This is a genomic window from Mycolicibacter nonchromogenicus (genome assembly GCF_002101775.1).
Lineage (GTDB): Bacteria > Actinomycetota > Actinomycetes > Mycobacteriales > Mycobacteriaceae > Mycobacterium > Mycobacterium nonchromogenicum.
The window spans coordinates 62,391-79,765 of record NZ_LQPI01000028.1 but is presented as its reverse complement, the minus strand read 5'-3'; the positions used below and the strand labels follow the sequence as shown (position 1 = coordinate 79,765).

Annotated in this window: 15 protein-coding genes; 5 read left to right on the top strand and 10 right to left on the bottom strand. The window is 67.7% G+C overall.

Translation table 11 applies throughout. From position 1 onward, the window contains the following. Window positions 1-130 precede the first annotated feature (130 nt). Window positions 131-1,714: a serine/threonine-protein kinase gene (locus AWC18_RS04535; protein WP_085137892.1), complete on the bottom strand. Its 1,584-nt coding sequence runs from the start codon at window positions 1,712-1,714 to the stop codon at window positions 131-133. 152 nt (window positions 1,715-1,866) lie between these two features. Here AWC18_RS04535 and aroA point away from each other — a divergent pair, with 152 nt between their 5' ends. The 4 genes from aroA (at window position 1,867) to AWC18_RS04515 (ending at window position 5,953) form a co-directional block, all read left to right on the top strand. After that, on the top strand, window positions 1,867-3,159 hold the full coding sequence (aroA, locus tag AWC18_RS04530; RefSeq protein ID WP_085137957.1) for a 3-phosphoshikimate 1-carboxyvinyltransferase: 1,293 nt from the start codon (window positions 1,867-1,869) through the stop codon (window positions 3,157-3,159). Further along, on the top strand, window positions 3,156-4,145 hold the full coding sequence (rsgA, locus tag AWC18_RS04525) for a ribosome small subunit-dependent GTPase A (protein WP_064999290.1): 990 nt from the start codon (window positions 3,156-3,158) through the stop codon (window positions 4,143-4,145). Before aroA ends, rsgA begins: the two co-directional genes overlap by 4 nt. 260 nt (window positions 4,146-4,405) lie before the next feature. Then, a complete protein-coding gene (locus tag AWC18_RS04520) occupies window positions 4,406-4,711 on the top strand; it encodes a PE family protein (RefSeq protein WP_085137890.1) in 306 nt (101 codons plus the stop codon). A gap of 9 nt (window positions 4,712-4,720) precedes the next feature. Then, a complete protein-coding gene (locus tag AWC18_RS04515) occupies window positions 4,721-5,953 on the top strand; it encodes a PPE family protein (RefSeq protein WP_064999288.1) in 1,233 nt (410 codons plus the stop codon). Between the two features lie 140 nt (window positions 5,954-6,093). Here AWC18_RS04515 and AWC18_RS04510 read toward each other — a convergent pair whose 3' ends face one another. From AWC18_RS04510 to AWC18_RS04490, 5 genes are all read right to left on the bottom strand, one after another. After that, window positions 6,094-7,353, bottom strand: a complete 1,260-nt coding sequence (locus AWC18_RS04510) for a fatty acid desaturase family protein (RefSeq protein ID WP_085137888.1) — start codon at window positions 7,351-7,353, stop codon at window positions 6,094-6,096. A 94-nt stretch (window positions 7,354-7,447) separates the two neighbouring features. Then, on the bottom strand, window positions 7,448-8,593 hold the full coding sequence (locus AWC18_RS04505; protein ID WP_064999287.1) for a ferredoxin reductase: 1,146 nt from the start codon (window positions 8,591-8,593) through the stop codon (window positions 7,448-7,450). A gap of 66 nt (window positions 8,594-8,659) precedes the next feature. After that, window positions 8,660-9,169: a DUF6912 family protein gene (locus AWC18_RS04500; RefSeq protein ID WP_064999286.1), complete on the bottom strand. Its 510-nt coding sequence runs from the start codon at window positions 9,167-9,169 to the stop codon at window positions 8,660-8,662. 58 nt (window positions 9,170-9,227) lie between these two features. Continuing rightward, window positions 9,228-10,058, bottom strand: coding sequence for a polyphosphate kinase 2 (gene ppk2 / locus AWC18_RS04495; protein WP_076049101.1), 831 nt, complete (start codon window positions 10,056-10,058; stop codon window positions 9,228-9,230). Beyond that, window positions 10,055-11,449 carry a WS/DGAT/MGAT family O-acyltransferase gene (locus tag AWC18_RS04490; protein WP_085137886.1) on the bottom strand — a complete coding sequence of 465 codons (1,395 nt, stop codon included), beginning with the start codon at window positions 11,447-11,449 and terminating at the stop codon, window positions 10,055-10,057. Before AWC18_RS04490 ends, ppk2 begins: the two co-directional genes overlap by 4 nt. 382 nt (window positions 11,450-11,831) lie before the next feature. Here AWC18_RS04490 and AWC18_RS04485 point away from each other — a divergent pair, with 382 nt between their 5' ends. Next, window positions 11,832-12,194, top strand: a complete 363-nt coding sequence (locus AWC18_RS04485) for an Rv3235 family protein (RefSeq protein WP_234806422.1) — start codon at window positions 11,832-11,834, stop codon at window positions 12,192-12,194. Window positions 12,195-12,287: 93 nt separating this feature from the next. On the opposite strand, the gene secA is transcribed toward AWC18_RS04485, so the two are convergent. The 4 genes from secA to AWC18_RS04465 form a co-directional block, all read right to left on the bottom strand. Next, window positions 12,288-15,092: a preprotein translocase subunit SecA gene (gene secA, locus AWC18_RS04480; protein WP_085137882.1), complete on the bottom strand. Its 2,805-nt coding sequence runs from the start codon at window positions 15,090-15,092 to the stop codon at window positions 12,288-12,290. Between the two features lie 107 nt (window positions 15,093-15,199). Then, window positions 15,200-15,901 carry a ribosome hibernation-promoting factor, HPF/YfiA family gene (gene hpf, locus AWC18_RS04475; RefSeq protein ID WP_064999281.1) on the bottom strand — a complete coding sequence of 234 codons (702 nt, stop codon included), beginning with the start codon at window positions 15,899-15,901 and terminating at the stop codon, window positions 15,200-15,202. Between the two features lie 119 nt (window positions 15,902-16,020). Then, the gene (locus AWC18_RS04470; RefSeq protein WP_064999280.1) at window positions 16,021-16,668 is read right to left on the bottom strand and encodes a ComF family protein; all 648 of its coding nucleotides are present in this window, start codon (window positions 16,666-16,668) and stop codon (window positions 16,021-16,023) included. Window positions 16,669-16,709: 41 nt separating this feature from the next. Beyond that, the gene (locus tag AWC18_RS04465; protein ID WP_064999317.1) at window positions 16,710-17,363 is read right to left on the bottom strand and encodes a carboxymuconolactone decarboxylase family protein; all 654 of its coding nucleotides are present in this window, start codon (window positions 17,361-17,363) and stop codon (window positions 16,710-16,712) included. Between the last annotated feature and the right edge of the window lie 12 nt (window positions 17,364-17,375).

Here is a 17,375-nt window from a genome sequence, read left to right as displayed (position 1 = left end):
TTCATCGAGCCCACCCGGGACGGTGCAGCGATCGCCCGATCACGCGCAAGCCGTTGAACAACCTGGAATTAGGTGGAAACTAACACAGAATGAGCGCGTGAACGGGTGCGCGCTGCTGCCCAGGCGCGGATCAGGCCGGTGCGTCCGACCCGGTCAACTCGACCGACGGGTTGATCCCCGCGGGAACATCGCCGAATCGGCTGGCCACCACTGGAACCCAGATCTGGGCTCCGCGCTGGCCGCATTCGTTGCTCTCCACAGTGGCGACCATCTCCCCGTGCAGGACGCCCGGAATAGTCGGCTCCAGCGTGAGCACCTGCGTGGTGGCCTGCGTGTCCTGTCGGCCATCGACACCGATACACGGCGTGTGCACCGTCTGCGGCTGCGACCGCCAGGTTCCGCCGGTGAATTCAAGGGCCAATTCATTGCCGCCGGACGGCGCCTGCACCGTCTTCCGGTGATCCTCGGCGTCCAGCATCACCGCCGAGGCGGTGCACGCCGTGGCGTGACAGGACGACTTGATCGCCCACCAGGTACTCACGTTGGGCGGCTCGGGGTTGGGCACACCGTTGTACTTCTCCCCGGCCCGGTTGGCGTCGACCCGGTAGGTCCCGTCGAATGCGGGCGCCTTGGGCGGCGGCGCGACTGACGAGGCGGGTACACCGCCGGCGGAGACCGTCGCAGTGTCGGCAGGCTCCTGGGCCAGCAGGCGCGGGACCACGGCCGCCACCGATCCCAGCACCGCTAGGCCCAACGGCACCAGGACAGCGGGTCGGGCCCATTTCGACAGCCGGCTCGGCGGCGGCGCCGGCACGGCTCGCGCAACGCCGCGCACCACGGTGGTGGCGGAGTCGGACTCGTCATCGGAGTCCGGATCGGCAAGCTGCTCGGCCAGGGCGGCAACGAAGTCGGAGCAGTTCCGGAATCGCTCGGCCGGGTCTTTGGCCAGCGCCGCGGCGAGCACGTCGTCGAACCGCGCCAGCTCGGGGCGCCGCTCGCTGAGCAGCGGAGGCGGAGTGTTCAGGTGGTGGCTGATCACCGTCACCGGGTTCTCATGCTGATACGGCGGGGCTCCGGTCAGCATCTGGAAGGTGGTGGCCGCCAAGGAGTACTGGTCAGCGCACTCCAGATCTTCGGCGCCCATCAGTTGTTCGGGGGCGGCGTAGGCGATGGTCCCAATGGCGAGATTGCTGGCGGTCAGCCCGGTGGGGCCGCTCACCTGCCGGGCGATGCCGAAGTCGGCCAGCACGGCGGTCAGCACGTCATCGCCGTCTTCGGTGACCAGGATGTTGCTGGGCTTGACGTCGCGATGCACCACACCTTGCCCGTGCGCGTAGTCCAAGGCGTCGGCAATGCTCGCCACTATTGGGATGACGGTCTGCGCGGGCATGCCGGCCGGGAACTTGCGGGTGAGGAGCTCGCCGAGCGTCTCACCCTCGATGTAGTCCATCGACAACCACAGTCGGCCACGGAATTCGCCGCGGTCATGCACGCGCACGATGTTGGGGTGCACCAACACGGCGGCGGCTTCAGCCTCCCGCCGAAACCGCTCCTGGTAATCGTCGTCGGCACTCAATGACCCACGCAGCACCTTCAGCGCCTCGCATCGCGGCAGCCGGGGATGCTGCGCGAGGTAAACCTTGCCCATCCCGCCGGCGCCCAGCAGTTTCAAGATGGTGTACTCAGCAAAAATCGAGCCCGCCGCCAGAGCCATGCTGCCGACACTAATCACCCTGGGTAAACAGCGGGGTGACGCCAAGCAGCCAACCGGCGAAAACCGCGTCGGTCGCCACCTGAAACCCCGCGGTCGAGGCTCCCTGAAGGACCGATACCCGCTGGGGAGCCATGCGCTGGCAGGATGAAACCGTGACGACTTGGCCGGCACCCACACCCACCGCTCCCATCGATGCGACGGTGACCGTGCCCGGTTCGAAGTCGCAGACCAATCGGGCGTTGGTGCTGGCCGCGCTGGCCGCCGGCCTCGGCGGTGGTGTCTCCACCCTCTCCGGCGCCCTGCGCAGCCGCGATACCGACCTGATGCTCGATGCCCTGCGGGCCCTGGGACTGCGCGTCGAGGCGGTGGCCCACCATGTGACGGTCAGCGGCAAGATCGATCCCGAACCGAACGTCCGCCTGAACTGCGGTCTCGCCGGCACCGTGCTGCGGTTCGTGCCGCCGCTGGCCGCGCTGGGCACCGTCACCGTCACGTTCGACGGTGATGAGCAGGCTCGAGCCCGGCCGATCGCGCCCCTGCTGGCTGCGATGCGCAGCCTGGGGATTGCGGTCGAGGGCGACGGATTGCCGTTCGCGATCCACGGCTGCGGCACCGTCACAGGCGGCACGGTGGAGATCGACGCCTCCGCCTCCTCGCAGTTCGTCTCCGGTCTGCTGCTGGCCGCCGCTGCGTTCGACGAGGGCCTGACGGTGGTGCACACCGGGTCCACCCTGCCGTCCGCCCCGCACATCGCGATGACCGTCACCATGCTTCGCCAAGCGGGAATCGACGTCGACGACACCGTCGCGAACCGCTGGCAGGTCTCGCCGGGGACCGCGACGGCCCGCCACTGGGAGATCGAACCGGACCTGTCCAACGCCACCCCGTTTCTGGCCGCGGCGGTGGTCACCGGAGGCCGCGTGCGCATCGCCGACTGGCCGGCGGTGAGCGTACAGCCCAGCGACGCCATCATCGACATCTTCAGCGCAACCGGCGCCCAGGTGAGCCAGGCCGATGCTCAGCTGCAGATACAGGGCCCGGGCAGTTACGGCGGGTTTGACGTGGATCTGCGGGCCGTCGGCGAGCTCACCCCGACGGTGGCCGCACTGGCCACCCTGGCCGCGCCGGGATCGGGGTCGCGGCTGAGCGGTATCGCGCATCTGCGCGGGCACGAAACCGACCGGCTGGCAGCGCTGACGACCGAGATCAACCGGCTGGGCGGCGATGCCGTCGAGACCCCGGACGGCCTGCTGATCACCGCAACCGAACTGCACGGCGGAATCTGGCATTCCTACGCCGACCATCGGATGGCGACTGCCGGTGCCATCATCGGGCTCCGCGTCCCCGGAGTGGAGGTCGAGGACATCGAGACCACCGCCAAGACCCTGCCCGCATTTCCCCGGATGTGGGCCGACATGCTGGCCAATGCGGGAGCCGACGCTTGAAACCGGAGGACTACGACGAATCCGACGTCAAAGTCCGCTCCGGCCGCGGCTCGCGGCCGCGCACCAAAATCCGCCCCGGGCATGCCGACGCCCAGTCGGCGATGGTGGTCAGCGTCGACCGCGGCCGCTGGGGCTGTGTCTTAGACGGCCCAGACGGGCCCGCCGATGTTCAGGTCACCGCGATGCGCGCCCGCGAGTTGGGGCGCACCCCGATCGTGGTCGGCGACCGCGTCGATGTGGTCGGAGACCTGTCCGGCCGGCCCGACACCCTGGCCCGCATCGTCCGGCGCCAACCACGCCGAACCGTGTTGCGGCGCACCGCCGACGACACCGACCCCACCGAGCGGGTGGTGGTCGCCAACGCCGACCAGCTGCTGATCGTGGTCGCGCTGGCCGATCCCCCGCCGCGGACCGGTTTGGTGGACCGGGCCCTGATCGCCGCCTACGCCGGAGGGCTGACGCCGATTCTGTGCCTGACCAAGACGGATCTGGCGGATCCGGAGCCCTTCGCCGGCCAGTTCGCCGACCTCGACCTCACGGTGGTCACCGCGGGCCGCGACGACCCTCTCGACGCCGTCGCTCCCCTGCTGGAATCCAAGGTGACGGTGTTGCTGGGCCACTCCGGTGTCGGTAAATCCACCTTGGTGAATCGCCTTGTCCCGGAGGCTGACCGGGCCGTCGGCCGGGTCACCGACATCGGCCGGGGGCGGCATACGTCCACCCAGTCGGTGGCACTGCGGCTGGCGGGGTCCGGCTGGGTGATCGACACCCCGGGCATCCGCTCGTTCGGGCTGGCCCACATCGCGCCCGATGACGTGTTGCTGGCGTTCTCCGACCTGGCCGAGACCATTGAGGACTGTCCACGCGGCTGCGGTCACCTGGGACCGCCGGCCGACCCCGAATGCGCGTTGGACACTCTCACCGGGCCGGCACAGCGCCGGGTCGAAGCGGCGCGCCGACTGTTGGCCGTCCTGCGCGAGGGCTGACGCCGGTCCAACCACCGCGAGGCGTCAGTCGACCGTCGAGACGCTGCAAAGCAGCAGTCACGCGGTGAACGGCCGGTGGCCAAAGCGAACAGCGGGCGTCGACCAATTTGCGACTTAGGCCTGCCGAAGAACATTGACTCCCTGCTGGGTGAACACATCGTGTGTGCACTTCCTGAGCGATGGTTCGCTACCTACGCTGTCAATGTCCTTGAAGGTTCCTAGTAAGCGCCTGTATTTCGTTGCAGGAGAAGGAGTTAAGCGTGTCAACCGTTATTGCGCAGCCGGAGGCATTGGCTGCCGGCGCCCGCGAACTGCAGGCGATAACCTCGGCCATGGCAGCGGCGAACGCAGCGACGGCTGCCCCCACGACCCAAATCACCCCAGCAGGTGCTGACATGGTGTCGGTCATGACCGCCACCGCCTTCGCTGCGCACGCCGACCTCTACCAGCAGGTCAGTGCCCGGGCCACTGCCACGCGGCAGATGCTCGAAACGGTGTTGAGCATCAGCGCCGGTACCTACGACGCCACCGAAGCCGCCAACGCGGCTGCGGTTTCCGTGAGCTAGGACCGCGCCATGGACTTCGGCATGTTGCCGCCTGAGATCAACTCAGCCCTGATGTACTCCGGTGCCGGTTCGGCGCCCCTGTGGGCAGCCTCCCGCTCCTGGGAAACCCTCGGCGCCGAGATCTACACCACCGCAACCAGTTACACCGCCTTACTGACTGACCTGACCGCGGAATGGCAGGGCCCGGCTGCGGCGGCGATGGCGAAGTCGTTCGAGCCACACCTGGAGTGGCTCAACCGGGCGGCGGCGCAGGCCGAGCAGATCGCCGCGCAGGCGGGTGCTGCAGCCGCCGCCCACGATGCGGCGTTCGCCTCGACGGTTCCGCCGGCAGTGGTCGAGGCCAACCGCGAGACCCTGATGTCGTTGATGGCGACAAACATCTTGGGGCAGAACACCCCCGCGATCGCGGCTACCGAAGCCGCCTACGGCGAGATGTGGATGCAGGACGCCGTCACTATGTACAGCTATGCCGGACAGTCAGCGGCCGCGTCGCAGCTGACGCCGTTCACACCGCCGGGCGACACCGTCAACCCGACTGGACTGGCAGCGCAGGAGGCCGCCGTTGCCGCTGCCGTGGGGGCAGCGACAGCGACCGACGCCGATACGCTGGCGTCCCTGATTTCCTCGCTGCCTAATCAGCTGGGCGCCCTCGCAGGCCCAGGTGCCCAAAGCCTGGCCGAGGATCTGCTGAACCCGATCACCTGGAACGGATCGACGATCACCTTCAACGGCCTTTACGGCGACGTGATGCGGGGTTTGACCGGGTCAGCCACGCTGAGTGCGTCGAGCCCGTTCGACGCGTTCATCAGAATGGTGTCCCCTACCCGCCTGTTCACTACGGCCTTCAAAGACTTGGAAGGTCTGTCGAAGTCGCTTGCGCCGGCCACCAAGGCTGTCGAGAAGGTGGCCGAAGGCGCCGCCAAGGCAGCTGAAGGTGCCGCCAAGGGGCTGGGTGCCGGAATCGTCGGGACCGTCGGGCACGCCACGCAGGTCGGGTCGCTTTCGGTGCCGCAGGCCTGGGCAGCCGCCCTACCGGCGGCCGCGGCCCACTCCGCCCCGGTCCAGCTGGCCAGCTATGTCGGCTCTGCAGGAGCGGCTGCCGGCGAAGCCGGCCACAGCGCCCTCGGCGGAGTTCCGATGGCGGGCGCCGGCGGTGGCGGACGCGGCGGGTTCAACGCCTTTGGCGCCCCCCGCTACGGGTTTCGGCCGATGATGGTCGGCCGGCCACCCTCCGGCGGCTGACCGCTTTCCCCTCCTGTGCCGCGCCGTGATCGGAATCTGGCGCGGCATAGGCATTTCTGGGTCAAGCCACGTTTGGACTGCTCAGGAAGCCGCGATGCTCGTCCGGCCGTCGCTACCGCGGCTCCGCACCCGACTGCCGATCAGGCAGCCAGAGCGACCTTCCTGTCGCGACGCCAGCCCCGCACCGCGGCGATCGCGGTCTTGAGGCCGCGGCGACGACCTGTCACCGGGTCGATCCGGGTGAATTCCGGCCCCAGATCGGCGAACATCTTCTCGCTGCGGGTCTCCGGCGCATCATCTGCGGTGTCCCGCAGAAAGCGGTCCGGCAGTGACAGTTTGGCGATGGTGCGCCAGGTCTTGGCGTACTGCGCCAGGAACGGCCCGGAAGTGTAGGGCAGGTCGTACTTCTCGCACACCGCACGCACCCGCACCGCGATCTCGGGGTAGCGGTTGCTCGGCAGATCGGGGAACAGGTGGTGTTCGATCTGATGCGACAGGCTTCCGCTCATGAACCGCATCGGCTGGCCGGCATCGATGTTGGCGCTGCCGAGCAGCTGCCGCAGATACCACTGCCCCTGCGACTCGCCGACCATGTCGGTCTTGGTGAATTTCTCTGCACCGTCGGGGAAGTGGCCGCAGAAGATGATCGCGTTGGACCACAGGTTGCGGATCACGTTGGCGATCGCATTCGCCTTCACCGTCGAGGCGAACGTCGCGCCGGGCGACAGCGAGGTCAGGGCTGGAAACGCCACGTAGTCCTTGAACACCTGGCGGCCGGCCTTCTCGCCGAATTCACGCACTCGCACCAGGCTCGCCTGACGGCTGTCCCGGCCCTTGAAGATCTTTCCAAGCTCCAAGTGCTGCAACCCCACTCCCCACTCGAACCCAATCGCCAACATGGCGTTGATAAACAGGTTGAGAAGGTTGAAGCGCTTCCAGGGAGTGTCGCGAGTGACGCGCAGCACGCCATAACCCACGTCGTCGTCCATGCCCAGGATGTTGGTGAACTTGTGGTGGGCGAAATTGTGGGTGAAGCGCCAGTGCTTGGAAGCGCCGGCCATATCCCACTCCCAGCCGGTGGAGTGGATCTCTGGGTCGTTCATCCAGTCCCACTGCCCGTGCATGACGTTGTGGCTGATCTCCATATTCTCGACGATCTTGGCCACTCCCAAGGTGGCCGTGCCGGCCCAGCGCGCCCAGCGCCGGTTACCGGCCGCCAGCAGCAACCGGCCGGTCACCTCGAGCGCGCGCTGCGCGGCGATCGTGCGGTGGATATACCGGGCGTCGCGTTCCCCGCGGTCGGCTTCGATGTCCCGGCGGATGGCGTCCAGCTCTGCGGCGAGGTTCTCCACATCGGCGTCGCTGAGGTGCGCGAACACCTCGACGTCGGTTACCGCCATCAGACCGCCTTTCGTGAGCTTGTGTCGTGCATTCGCACGCTATACACCTACGCTATCGTAACCTACGACTCCGTAGGTTACCAGCGGGTAATCGTCAGACGTCGAGTTCGCAGTCGCCGGCAGCGGTGCTGACGCAGGTCTGCACCCGGGTGCCCGGCTCATGGTCGGCGCCGGTTCGCAGGTCACGGACGTGCCCACCCACCAGCGTCACCACGCACGACTGACAGATGCCCATCCGGCATCCGAACGGCATCGATACGCCGACGCTCTCGCCGGCCTCAAGCAGCGTCGTCGCCGCATCCGCCGTCACACTCTTGCCGCTGGCCGCGAAGCTGACCGTGCCCCCGCCCCCGGCAGACGCGGTGCGCGCCACCGCGAACCGCTCGACGTGCAGATGATCAGCGATACCGGCTGCGGCCCAAACCCGTTCGGCATCGCTGAGCATCGCCGTCGGCCCGCACGCCCAGGTCTGGCGCTCCCGCCAGTCGGGTACCTCGGCATCGAGAATCTCGGGTCCCTGCAGCTCCAGCCGGCCTTGGTCTCGCGTGGTGCGCAACAGCAACCGGTAGCCGGGGTGCTCACGCGCCAGCGCGGCCAGCTCATCGGCAAACAACGCCTCGGCCGCCGTAGGTGCCGAATGCAGGTGGACGACGTCGGCGATGGGGCCTCGGCGGGCCAGCGCGCGCAGCATCGCCATGACCGGCGTGATCCCGGATCCGGCGGTGACGAACAGCACCGACGCCGGCGCCGGGTCGGGCAAGACGAACTCCCCCTGCGGCGCGGCCAACCGCACCACGGTTCCAGGGGCCACACCGTCCACCAGGTGGCTGGACAGAAAGCCCTCCGGCATCGCTTTGACGGTGATGGAGATGGTGCGCGCCCCGGTCACCGGCGGCGACGTCAGCGAGTAGGACCGCCAACGCCAACGACCGTCGACCAGGAGGCCGATGCCGATGTACTGGCCGGGGCGATAGTCGAATTGAAAACCCCAGCCCGGCCGGATGATCAGCGTCGCCGAGTCCGCGGTCTCCCGTCGAACCTCAACCACCCGGCCGCGCAGTTCGCGTGCCGACCACAATGGGTTGGCCAGGCGCAGATAGTCGTCCGGCAGAAGCGGGGTGGTGATCTGTGTGGCGATGCGGCGCACCGCGTTCCAGACTGGGTGACGATCGGCCCCGGCGACGGTCGGCCGCTTGGTGTCGCTGAGGTGCGCGACGATCGCCGAGTGCTTCTTGCTCACGAAAACTTCCTGCTCACTACCGGGCGGTTAAAGAACCTACGGTACCGTAACCTAGCCCGGACGGCATCAGAGCAGGTCAAGCAGGAAAGGCAGCTCCTGGGTGGCGTACCAGGCCAGGTCGTGGTCCTGGGCGTCGCCGACGGTCAGTTCGGCGTCCTCATCGCCGAGGTCGGCGTCGTCGATCACCGCCAATGCCGCGCGTACGGCGGGTTCGGCCGCAGCGTTGTCCACATAGGCCGCGACCACGTCGGCCATCGCGACCGGACCCGCCACTCGGACCACAGCGGCGTCCAGGTCGGGGCGCACGGTGGCCTCCTGGACCTCGGCGACAAGCACGGCCCGGCGGGTGGGCAACTTCTCACCGGACGGATCTGCGTCCGCATCGGCAAGCAACCGCAACGAAGCCAGCGCCGCCTCCCCGAGCGCTACCTCGGCCAGTTCGTCGTCGTCGCCGTGGGCGTACGACTCCCGCAGCGCGGGGGTCACCGCGAACGCAGTCCCGCTTACCGGACGCAATGAGCCGTCGGCGACCAGTTGGGCCAGCATGGCCAGCGTCGCCGGGATATATACCCGCATGCGCCAGACCTTAGCGGCGATCGCGAGCGCGGCGAAGTCGCCCGCGTGCCGGGCAGGGTCACGCGTCGCCCAGCAGTGTCGCGGCGTAGTCCTCGACATAGCGGTAGTGACTGCGATCCGGCCGCTTGTAGAAGCCGGTGACGATGGGCTTCTTCGGCAAGTCCACCGGCTGGTGCTCCACCTCGCGATACGGAATGGATGACAGCAGGTGCGCCATCATGTTCAGCCGAGCGTGGGTCTTCACCTCGGACTCGACCACGTACCAGGGGCTCGCCGCGGTATCGGTGTGGGCCATCATCTCGTCGCGGGCCCGCGAGTAGTCCTCCCAGCGGTGCAGTGCCTCCAGATCCATCGGCGACAACTTCCACTGCCGCAGCGGATCGTTGCGTCGCTTCCGGAACCGGCGTAGCTGCTCGGTCTGCGACACCGAGAACCAGTACTTGCGCAACAGGATTCCGTCATCGATCAACAACTGCTCGAACACCGGGGCCTGCTTGAGGAACCGGGCATGCTCTTCGGGCGTGCAGAAACCCATCACCTTCTCCACCCCGGCCCGGTTGTACCAGGATCGGTCGAAGAGCGTGATCTCACCGCGCGCCGGCAGGTGCGCGACGTAGCGCTGGAAGTACCACTCCCCCCGCTCACGCTCGGTGGGAGCCGGCAGGGCCGCGATCCGCACCGTGCGCGGGCTGAGGTATTCGGTGATGCGCTTGATGACACCGCCCTTTCCAGCGGCGTCACGGCCCTCAAAGACCACCACGATCCGGGTCCCGGTTTCGCGGACCCACTGCTGAAGTTTGACGAATTCGCTTTGCAGACGCAGCAACTCTCGTTCGTACACGTCATCGGCGAGCCGCCGCGCCACGGCTTCGAATTCGTCGTCGCTCATTGTGCCGCCTCCAGTAGTTCGGCCAGCGCCTCATCCAGCAACGCCGAGACCATTCCGACGTCGCTCATCGCCTTGCGGTCGGCATTGACGCCGAAATAGAGCGTGCCGTTGTAGGACGTCACCCCGATCGTCAACGCCTTGTTCGGCAACAAGGGCGGCACACTGTAGGTCTCGAGCAGTTTCGCCCCGCAGATGTAGAGCTGCCGTTGAGCGCCCGGCGCATTGGTGATCAGCAGGTTGAACACCCGTCCGGAGAACCCCGCATAGGCGGCCGCGACCCGAAGGCCCATCGCATGCAGGGTCGGCGGGGCGAAACCCGCCACCGTCAAGATGGTGCGGGCATCCACCAGCCCGGTCGAGGTGGGATGCGATTCGGTGGCATAAGCGATCTGCGAAAGCCGGACTACGGGATTCGGTTCTCCGACAGGAAGATCCACCAGGAACGGTGTGACCGAACCGATCGCCTGACCGGCGGAGTCCACCTCGTGGTCGGGATACACCGACAACGGCGCCAGCGCCCGTACGGTGCGCGTCGATCCGACCGGTTCGCCGCGGGCCAGCAGCCAGTTGCGCATCGCCCCGGTGATCACCGCGAGCACTACGTCATTGATCGCACAGTCGTAGCGGGCCCGCACCGTGCGGTAATCCTCCAGTGAACCGCGGGCCACCGTGAACAAGCGGTTCTGCGAGACCTGGGTGTTCAGCGGGCTCTGCGGGGCGGCACCGCGTGTGATGGCCCGAACGACCTCGGACGCCTTGCGGCCTGCCCAGGTCAATGGGCTGCCGACCGTCGACCCCACCGCCTGCAGCTGGGTCCCCGGAGCCGCCACCCAATCACCGACCGCGCCGAGCACCAATTCGACGGCGCCGGGCTCGTCCCGGGGCACCCAGATGTCTTCATCAAACGCCGGTGGCCGCTGCGACCTGTCGACCAGCACGTGCCCCAGCGCCGGTGCCGCCATGCCATGAACCAGCGCTTGGTGCGACTTGATGTAGACGGCGATCCTATTGTCGGCCAGTCCCTCGATCAGATAGGTGGCCCACAGCGGCCGGGCTCGGTCCAGCGGCTGCTGACTCAACCGCGCGATCAGCTCATGGAGCTGGCGATCGCTGCCGGGCGACGGTACCGCGAGATGTCTTACGTGGTAGGTGATGTCGAACTCGCGGTCGTCCACCCACACCGGGCGGGCCAGGTTCATGGCGACTTCGCGGATCGTCTGCCGGTAGCGCGGGACCTGAGGCAGCCGCTGCTCGATGGTCTCCAGCAACTTGTCGTAGCCCAGGCCACCTCGCGGGTTACGCAGAATGAACAGCGACTGCACATACATCGGCGTCGTGGTGTTCTCCAGCCGGTAGAAAGAGGCTTCCGACGCCGACAGCCGGTTCACCATCCTGGCACCCGTCCTCCCTACTGGCCCAATCCGGCCGGCTACTGCACCAGCCCCGGATCCGAGAAAAACACTGCCGCCCACGGTAGCCCGCCGCTGGGCCGCGCCGCACGCGGATACGCCGGAGCCGCGATTGTGCGATGATCGCCGCACACGCCCTGCCACTCTCCAGCAGGCCCGCCGCCCGGACCGACATTGGAGAGTTGCCGTGCCCACCGATCCCGCTGCGCCTGCGCACCCGTCCGTCGCACCGATGCTCGACTACGAGCCGCCTGCTCGACCGGTCCTGCCGCCCCGGCCCGCACATCGGCCCGCGTCCCCTCCTCCGACCCGGCCTCGCCCCGGGCATCCCCCGAAGACCCGGCCCGACCGGCCGTCGCGCGCGGTGTTATCGCCACCGCTGCGGTCGGCCGCGGTGTTCGCGGACGCGGCGCTGCGCCGAGTCTTGGAGGTGGTGGACGGGCGTCGGCCGTCAGCGCATCTGCAACCGCTGCTGGCCGCCGGACTGGCGGACTCGGTGGCGTCGGCTCGCCGGGCGCCGGTCAGCCGAGTCGAGCCGGCCACCCTGCAGCGGGTACGCGTACAACCGGCAGGTTCAGGCGAACCGGCAAGCGCGGTGGAGGTTTTCGGCACCTACCGGCGCGGACCGCGCACGCATGCACTGGCCTGCCGTCTCGAGTCCCTGCCCGGCCCCGGAAGCAGCCCAAGCAGCACCGCCTGGCGGATCGTCGCCCTGCACATCGGCTAGCGCCGATCGCAAGCGCGGCGAAGCCACGCGCAGCGGGTCGGCGCCATCGGCCACCGCCGATCGCAAGCAGCCGGCTGAGCGCCGTCGGCGACCTCAGTTCTTGCGAGGCACCTTCGGCAACCGGGAACCCCGGCCTTCGCGGCGGGCCGCTTCGCGGCGCTCGCGGCGAGATGTTGCGCCGGCCGGCTGCAGGTCACCACCGGAGCGCCGGACCTGCGCGGAGCCGTCCTCAGCCGGACCCGAGTAGGTCAGCCCCGCCGTACCGTCGGCACCGTCGGCTCCGTTGGCGCCGTCGGCGCCGTCCGCCCCGTTGGCGCCGTCGATTCCCTTGGCGCGCAAACCGAACTCCGCCAACCCCTCCGGAGCGTCCACCGGTGCCACCGTCTGCTTCGGAATGGCCTCGACAGCGACGTTGAACAGGAAGCCGACCGACTCCTCCTTGAGCCCGTCGAGCATGCCGCGGAACATGTCGTAGCCTTCCCGCTGGTACTCGACCAGCGGGTCACGCTGCGCCATCGCCCGCAGTCCGATGCCCTCCTTGAGGTAGTCCATCTCGTAGAGGTGCTCGCGCCACTTGCGGTCGAGGACGCTCAGCAGAACCCCGCGTTCCAGCTCCCGCATGGCGCCGGGCCCGGCGATCTCGTCGACTTGGGCCTCACGTGCCGCGTACGCATTTTCAGCGTCGGCGATCAGCGCTGCGAGCAGCTCTTCGCGCGTCAGGTCGTCGGCCTCGCCGATGTCGTCGGCGTGCAGCAGCTCGTGGTAGTCGATCCCCACCGGGTACAGGGTCTTCAGCGCTGTCCACAGCTGCTCGAGGTCCCAGTCTTCGGCGTAACCCTCGGCGGTAGCACCATCGACGTAGGCGGTGATCACGTCGACGAGCATGTCGTGAGCCTGCTCGGCCAGGTTCTCCCCGTCGAGGATGCGGCGGCGCTCGGCGTAGATCACCTTGCGCTGCTGATTCATCACCTCGTCGTACTTCAGAACGTTCTTGCGGATCTCGAAGTTCTGCTGCTCGACCTGGCTCTGGGCGCTCTTGATGGCCCGGGTGACCATCTTGGCCTCGATCGGCACGTCGTCGGGCAGGTTCAGCCGGGTCAGCAGCGACTCCAGTGCCGCGCCGTTGAACCGTCGCATCAGCTCGTCGCCCAGTGACAGGTAGAACCGCGACTCGCCGGGGTCACCCTGGCGGCCGGACCGGCCGCGCAGCTGGTTGTCGATACGCCGTGACTCGTGCCGCTCGGTACCCAGCACGTACAGCCCGCCGGCCGCGATCACTTCCTCAGCCTCGGCGGCCGCTTCCGCCTTGATCTCGCTCAGCGCCGCATCCCAGGCGGCCTCGTACTCCTCGGGGGTCTCCACCGGGTCCAGGCCCTGACTGCGCAGCCGCTGGTCGGCCAGGAAGTCGACGTTGCCGCCGAGCACGATGTCGGTACCACGACCGGCCATGTTGGTGGCCACGGTGACGGCGCCTCGTCGGCCCGCCTCGGCGATGATGTGCGCCTCGCGCTCATGCTGCTTGGCGTTGAGGACGTTGTGCGGGACGCCCCGTTTGGTCAGCTGCTTGGACAGATACTCCGAGCGCTCCACGCTGGTGGTGCCGATCAACACCGGCTGGCCCTTTTCATAGCGCTCGGCGACGTCGTCGACGACCGCGAGGAACTTGGCCTCCTCGGTCTTGTAGATGAGGTCGATCTGATCCATCCGGGCCATGGGCTTGTTGGTCGGAATCGGCACCACACCCAGCTTGTAGATCTCGTGCAGCTCGGCGGCTTCGGTCTCGGCGGTACCGGTCATGCCGGCGAGCTTGTCGTAGAGCCGGAAGTAGTTCTGCAGGGTGATGGTGGCTAGAGTCTGGTTCTCGGCCTTGATCTCCACCCGTTCCTTGGCCTCGATCGCCTGGTGCATGCCCTCGTTGTAGCGACGGCCCACCAGCACGCGGCCGGTGAACTCGTCGACGATGAAGACCTCGCCGTTGCGAACGATGTAGTCCTTGTCGCGGGTGAACAGCTCCTTGGCCTTCAAGGCGTTGTTGAGGTAGCTGACCAGCGGGGAGTTGGCCGCCTCGTAGAGGTTCTCGATGCCGAGCTGGTCCTCGACGAACTCCACCCCGAGCTCGTGCACGCCGATGGTGCGCTTGCGCAGGTCCACTTCGTAGTGGACGTCCTTCTCCATCATCGGCACGATCCGGGCGAACTCGGTGTACCAATGGGAGCTGCCGTCGGCGGGACCGGAGATGATCAACGGGGTGCGGGCCTCGTCGATCAGGATGGAGTCGACCTCGTCGACGATGGCGAAGTTGTGGGAGCGCTGCACCAGTTGGTCGAGCGAATGCGCCATGTTGTCGCGCAGGTAGTCGAAGCCGAACTCGTTGTTAGTGCCGTAGGTGACGTCCGCGGAGTAGGCCAGACGCCGCTCATCGGGGGTCATCTGCGACAAGATCACCCCGACCTCCAGGCCCAGGAAGCGGTGCACGCGGCCCATCCACTCGCTGTCGCGTTTGGCCAGGTAGTCGTTGACGGTGACGACGTGCACGCCCTTGCCGGAGATCGCGTTGAGGTACGCCGGAAGTACGCAGGTCAGGGTCTTGCCCTCACCGGTCTTCATCTCGGCGACGTTGCCGTAGTGCAGCGCAGCGCCACCCATCAACTGCACGTGGAAGGGCCGTTGGGTCAGCACTCGCCACGCTGCCTCCCGGGCCACCGCGAATGCCTCGGGCAGCAGGTCGTCGAGGGATTCCCCGTCGGCGTGCCGCTTGCGGAACTCATCGGTCTTGGCCCGCAGCTCCGCGTCGGTGAGGGCTTCGACGTCCCCGGAGAGGGTGTCGATGTAGTCCGCGACCTTTCGGAGCCGTTTGACCATGCGGCCTTCACCAAAACGCAGCAACTTGGACAGCACGGCTATGTCCCCTACTCAGTCTTCGGCATTACGAGCGTCACCCATGGTAGGTGACACCGTTGCCGGGGGCGGCAATGCGCCGCCAACGCAGCACCTGAAGGCAGTGCTCAGACCAGACGAATCAAGCCGTAGTCATAGGCGTGCCGTCGGTAGACCACCGATGGCTGGTCGGTCTCCTTGTCGTGGAACAGGAAGAAGTCATGGCCGACGAGCTCCATCTCGTAGAGCGCGTCGTCCACCGACATGGGCGTCGCGGCGTGTTCTTTGGTGCGCACGATCTGGCCGGGCTCATGCTCATGGCTGTCGCTGTGCCCGGCCGCCTCGCGGTGATCCGGTTCGGCGGTGCCGTCCCGGTTGAAGGCGGTGGCGAGAAACTCCGGGTCCATGTTGCTGACCCCGGTGGCCTCCGCCACCGACAGCGGCGTCTTGTCGCCGTAAGAGACGTTGCGGCGGCCCTTGTCGCGGCGCAGCCGACTCTCCAGCCGGTCGAGCGCGGCCTCGAACGCGGCATAGAAACTGTCGGCTCGGGCCTCCCCGCGGACCACCGGGCCGCGGCCGTGCGCGGTGATGTCGATCCGCTGGCAGGATTTTCGCTGGCGTCGATTATTGGCGTGCTTGAGCTCGACATCGAACAGGCGAATCGAGCGGTCCAACCGCTCCAAGCGGGCCAGCTTCTGCGCGACGTAAACCCGGAAATGGTCAGGAATCTCGACGTTACGACCCTTGACCACGATCTCCGCGCCCGATTGATCGGGCCGCTCATCAACGTCGACCGACGTCGCGCTGGTTTCCACAAATTGATTTGCCATGCTCGACACTCTCCTAATCGTCTCGACCACGTTCCTCAAGGCCCCCCGCCCTTGATGACGACCGTAGCCATGCCGTCGGATACGTGCCACCTGTTTGGCTCACCCATTTGGCACCCGTCTCATACCGATGCGATCACGAGCGCGGCAGAAACCCGGATCCGGGCGTGACGCAGCACCCGAACCGACTCCGCCAGGGTGGCTCCGGTCGTCACGACATCGTCGACGATCAGGACGTCTCCTGCTGCGCCGAAGCCCGCCAGCCCGCCCCGGCGCAGCCGGACCCGGCCGGCGATGTTGCGTTCCCGGGCGGCGCTGCCCAGCCCCACCGAGTCGCGGGTCAGCGCCCGCATTCGCAGGGCCGGCGCGACCGTCACGCCGGCATGGCCTCCCGCGACCAACCCGGCGATCCGCGTGATCGGATCGCCCCCGCGCCGACGAGCCGCGCTGCGCCGGGTGGGGGCAGGGATGATCGTCAGGGGCAGCTCCACCATCTGCCAGCACACCAGCCGCTGCAAAGCCCCAGCCAACGCCGATGCCAGCGGAACGACCAGGTCACTGCGCCCGCGTTCCTTGACCGCGACGATGGCCTGCCGGCGCGCCCCGGCGTAACGGCCCAGTGCGAACACCGGAACCTGCGGGTCCAGCCGCGGGGCGATCACCCGCGGTTCGTCCGGCCCGACGGTCAGCTGCCCGGCGCAGACGGCGCACCACCGAGTCCCGGGCATACCGCAGCCGCCGCACTGCAGAGGAAGCACCGCGTCAAGCACACACCGATGCTGCCCCCGACGTGTGACAGGTCGGGCCGGTCCTAGTCGCCGGCCAGGTCGGCGGACAGATCAGCCACCACGACCCCTTCGGGTACCTGCACCTCCACGATCGGCTCCGCGCGGTCGTCGAATTCCAGCTTCAGCGCACGACAGATGGTGGCGTGCATGTCATACATGCAGGTGATGTAGGTGAGCTCCATGATCTCGGGGTCGGACAGGTTCTCCTTGAGCACCGCGAAGATCTCGTCGGCCACCCGCCCGCCGTCGTAAACCAGGGCATCGGTGTAGGCCAACACGGCGCGCTCGAGCCGGGAGAAGGCGTCGCTGACCTGCCAGGACGGCAACGCGGCGATCTTCTCCTCGGGCATGCCCAGCGAACGCATCTGTTTGCAGTGCTGGGAGTAGACGAACTGGCTGCCGCGCGCATAGCCGGCGCGGGCCTGGCCGAGCTCGCGAAGCAGCGGATCCAGCGAGGCCTGGCGATACAGGGCGAATCCGCGCACCGCATGCGAGAAGACCTGCGGCGCCTGAGCGAACACCGTCCACCAGTCCCCCGGTGTCCCGTGAATCGTGCGTTGGGCGTCGCGATTGTCCGGGTCCAGGGGGTCTACCCCCGCGCCGAACAGCCGGTCATAGAAGAACAAGATCTTCTCGTCGGTCACTTCGGCGCGCGGGATCTCGCGGAGTCGTGGCATGGCGGTGTCCTT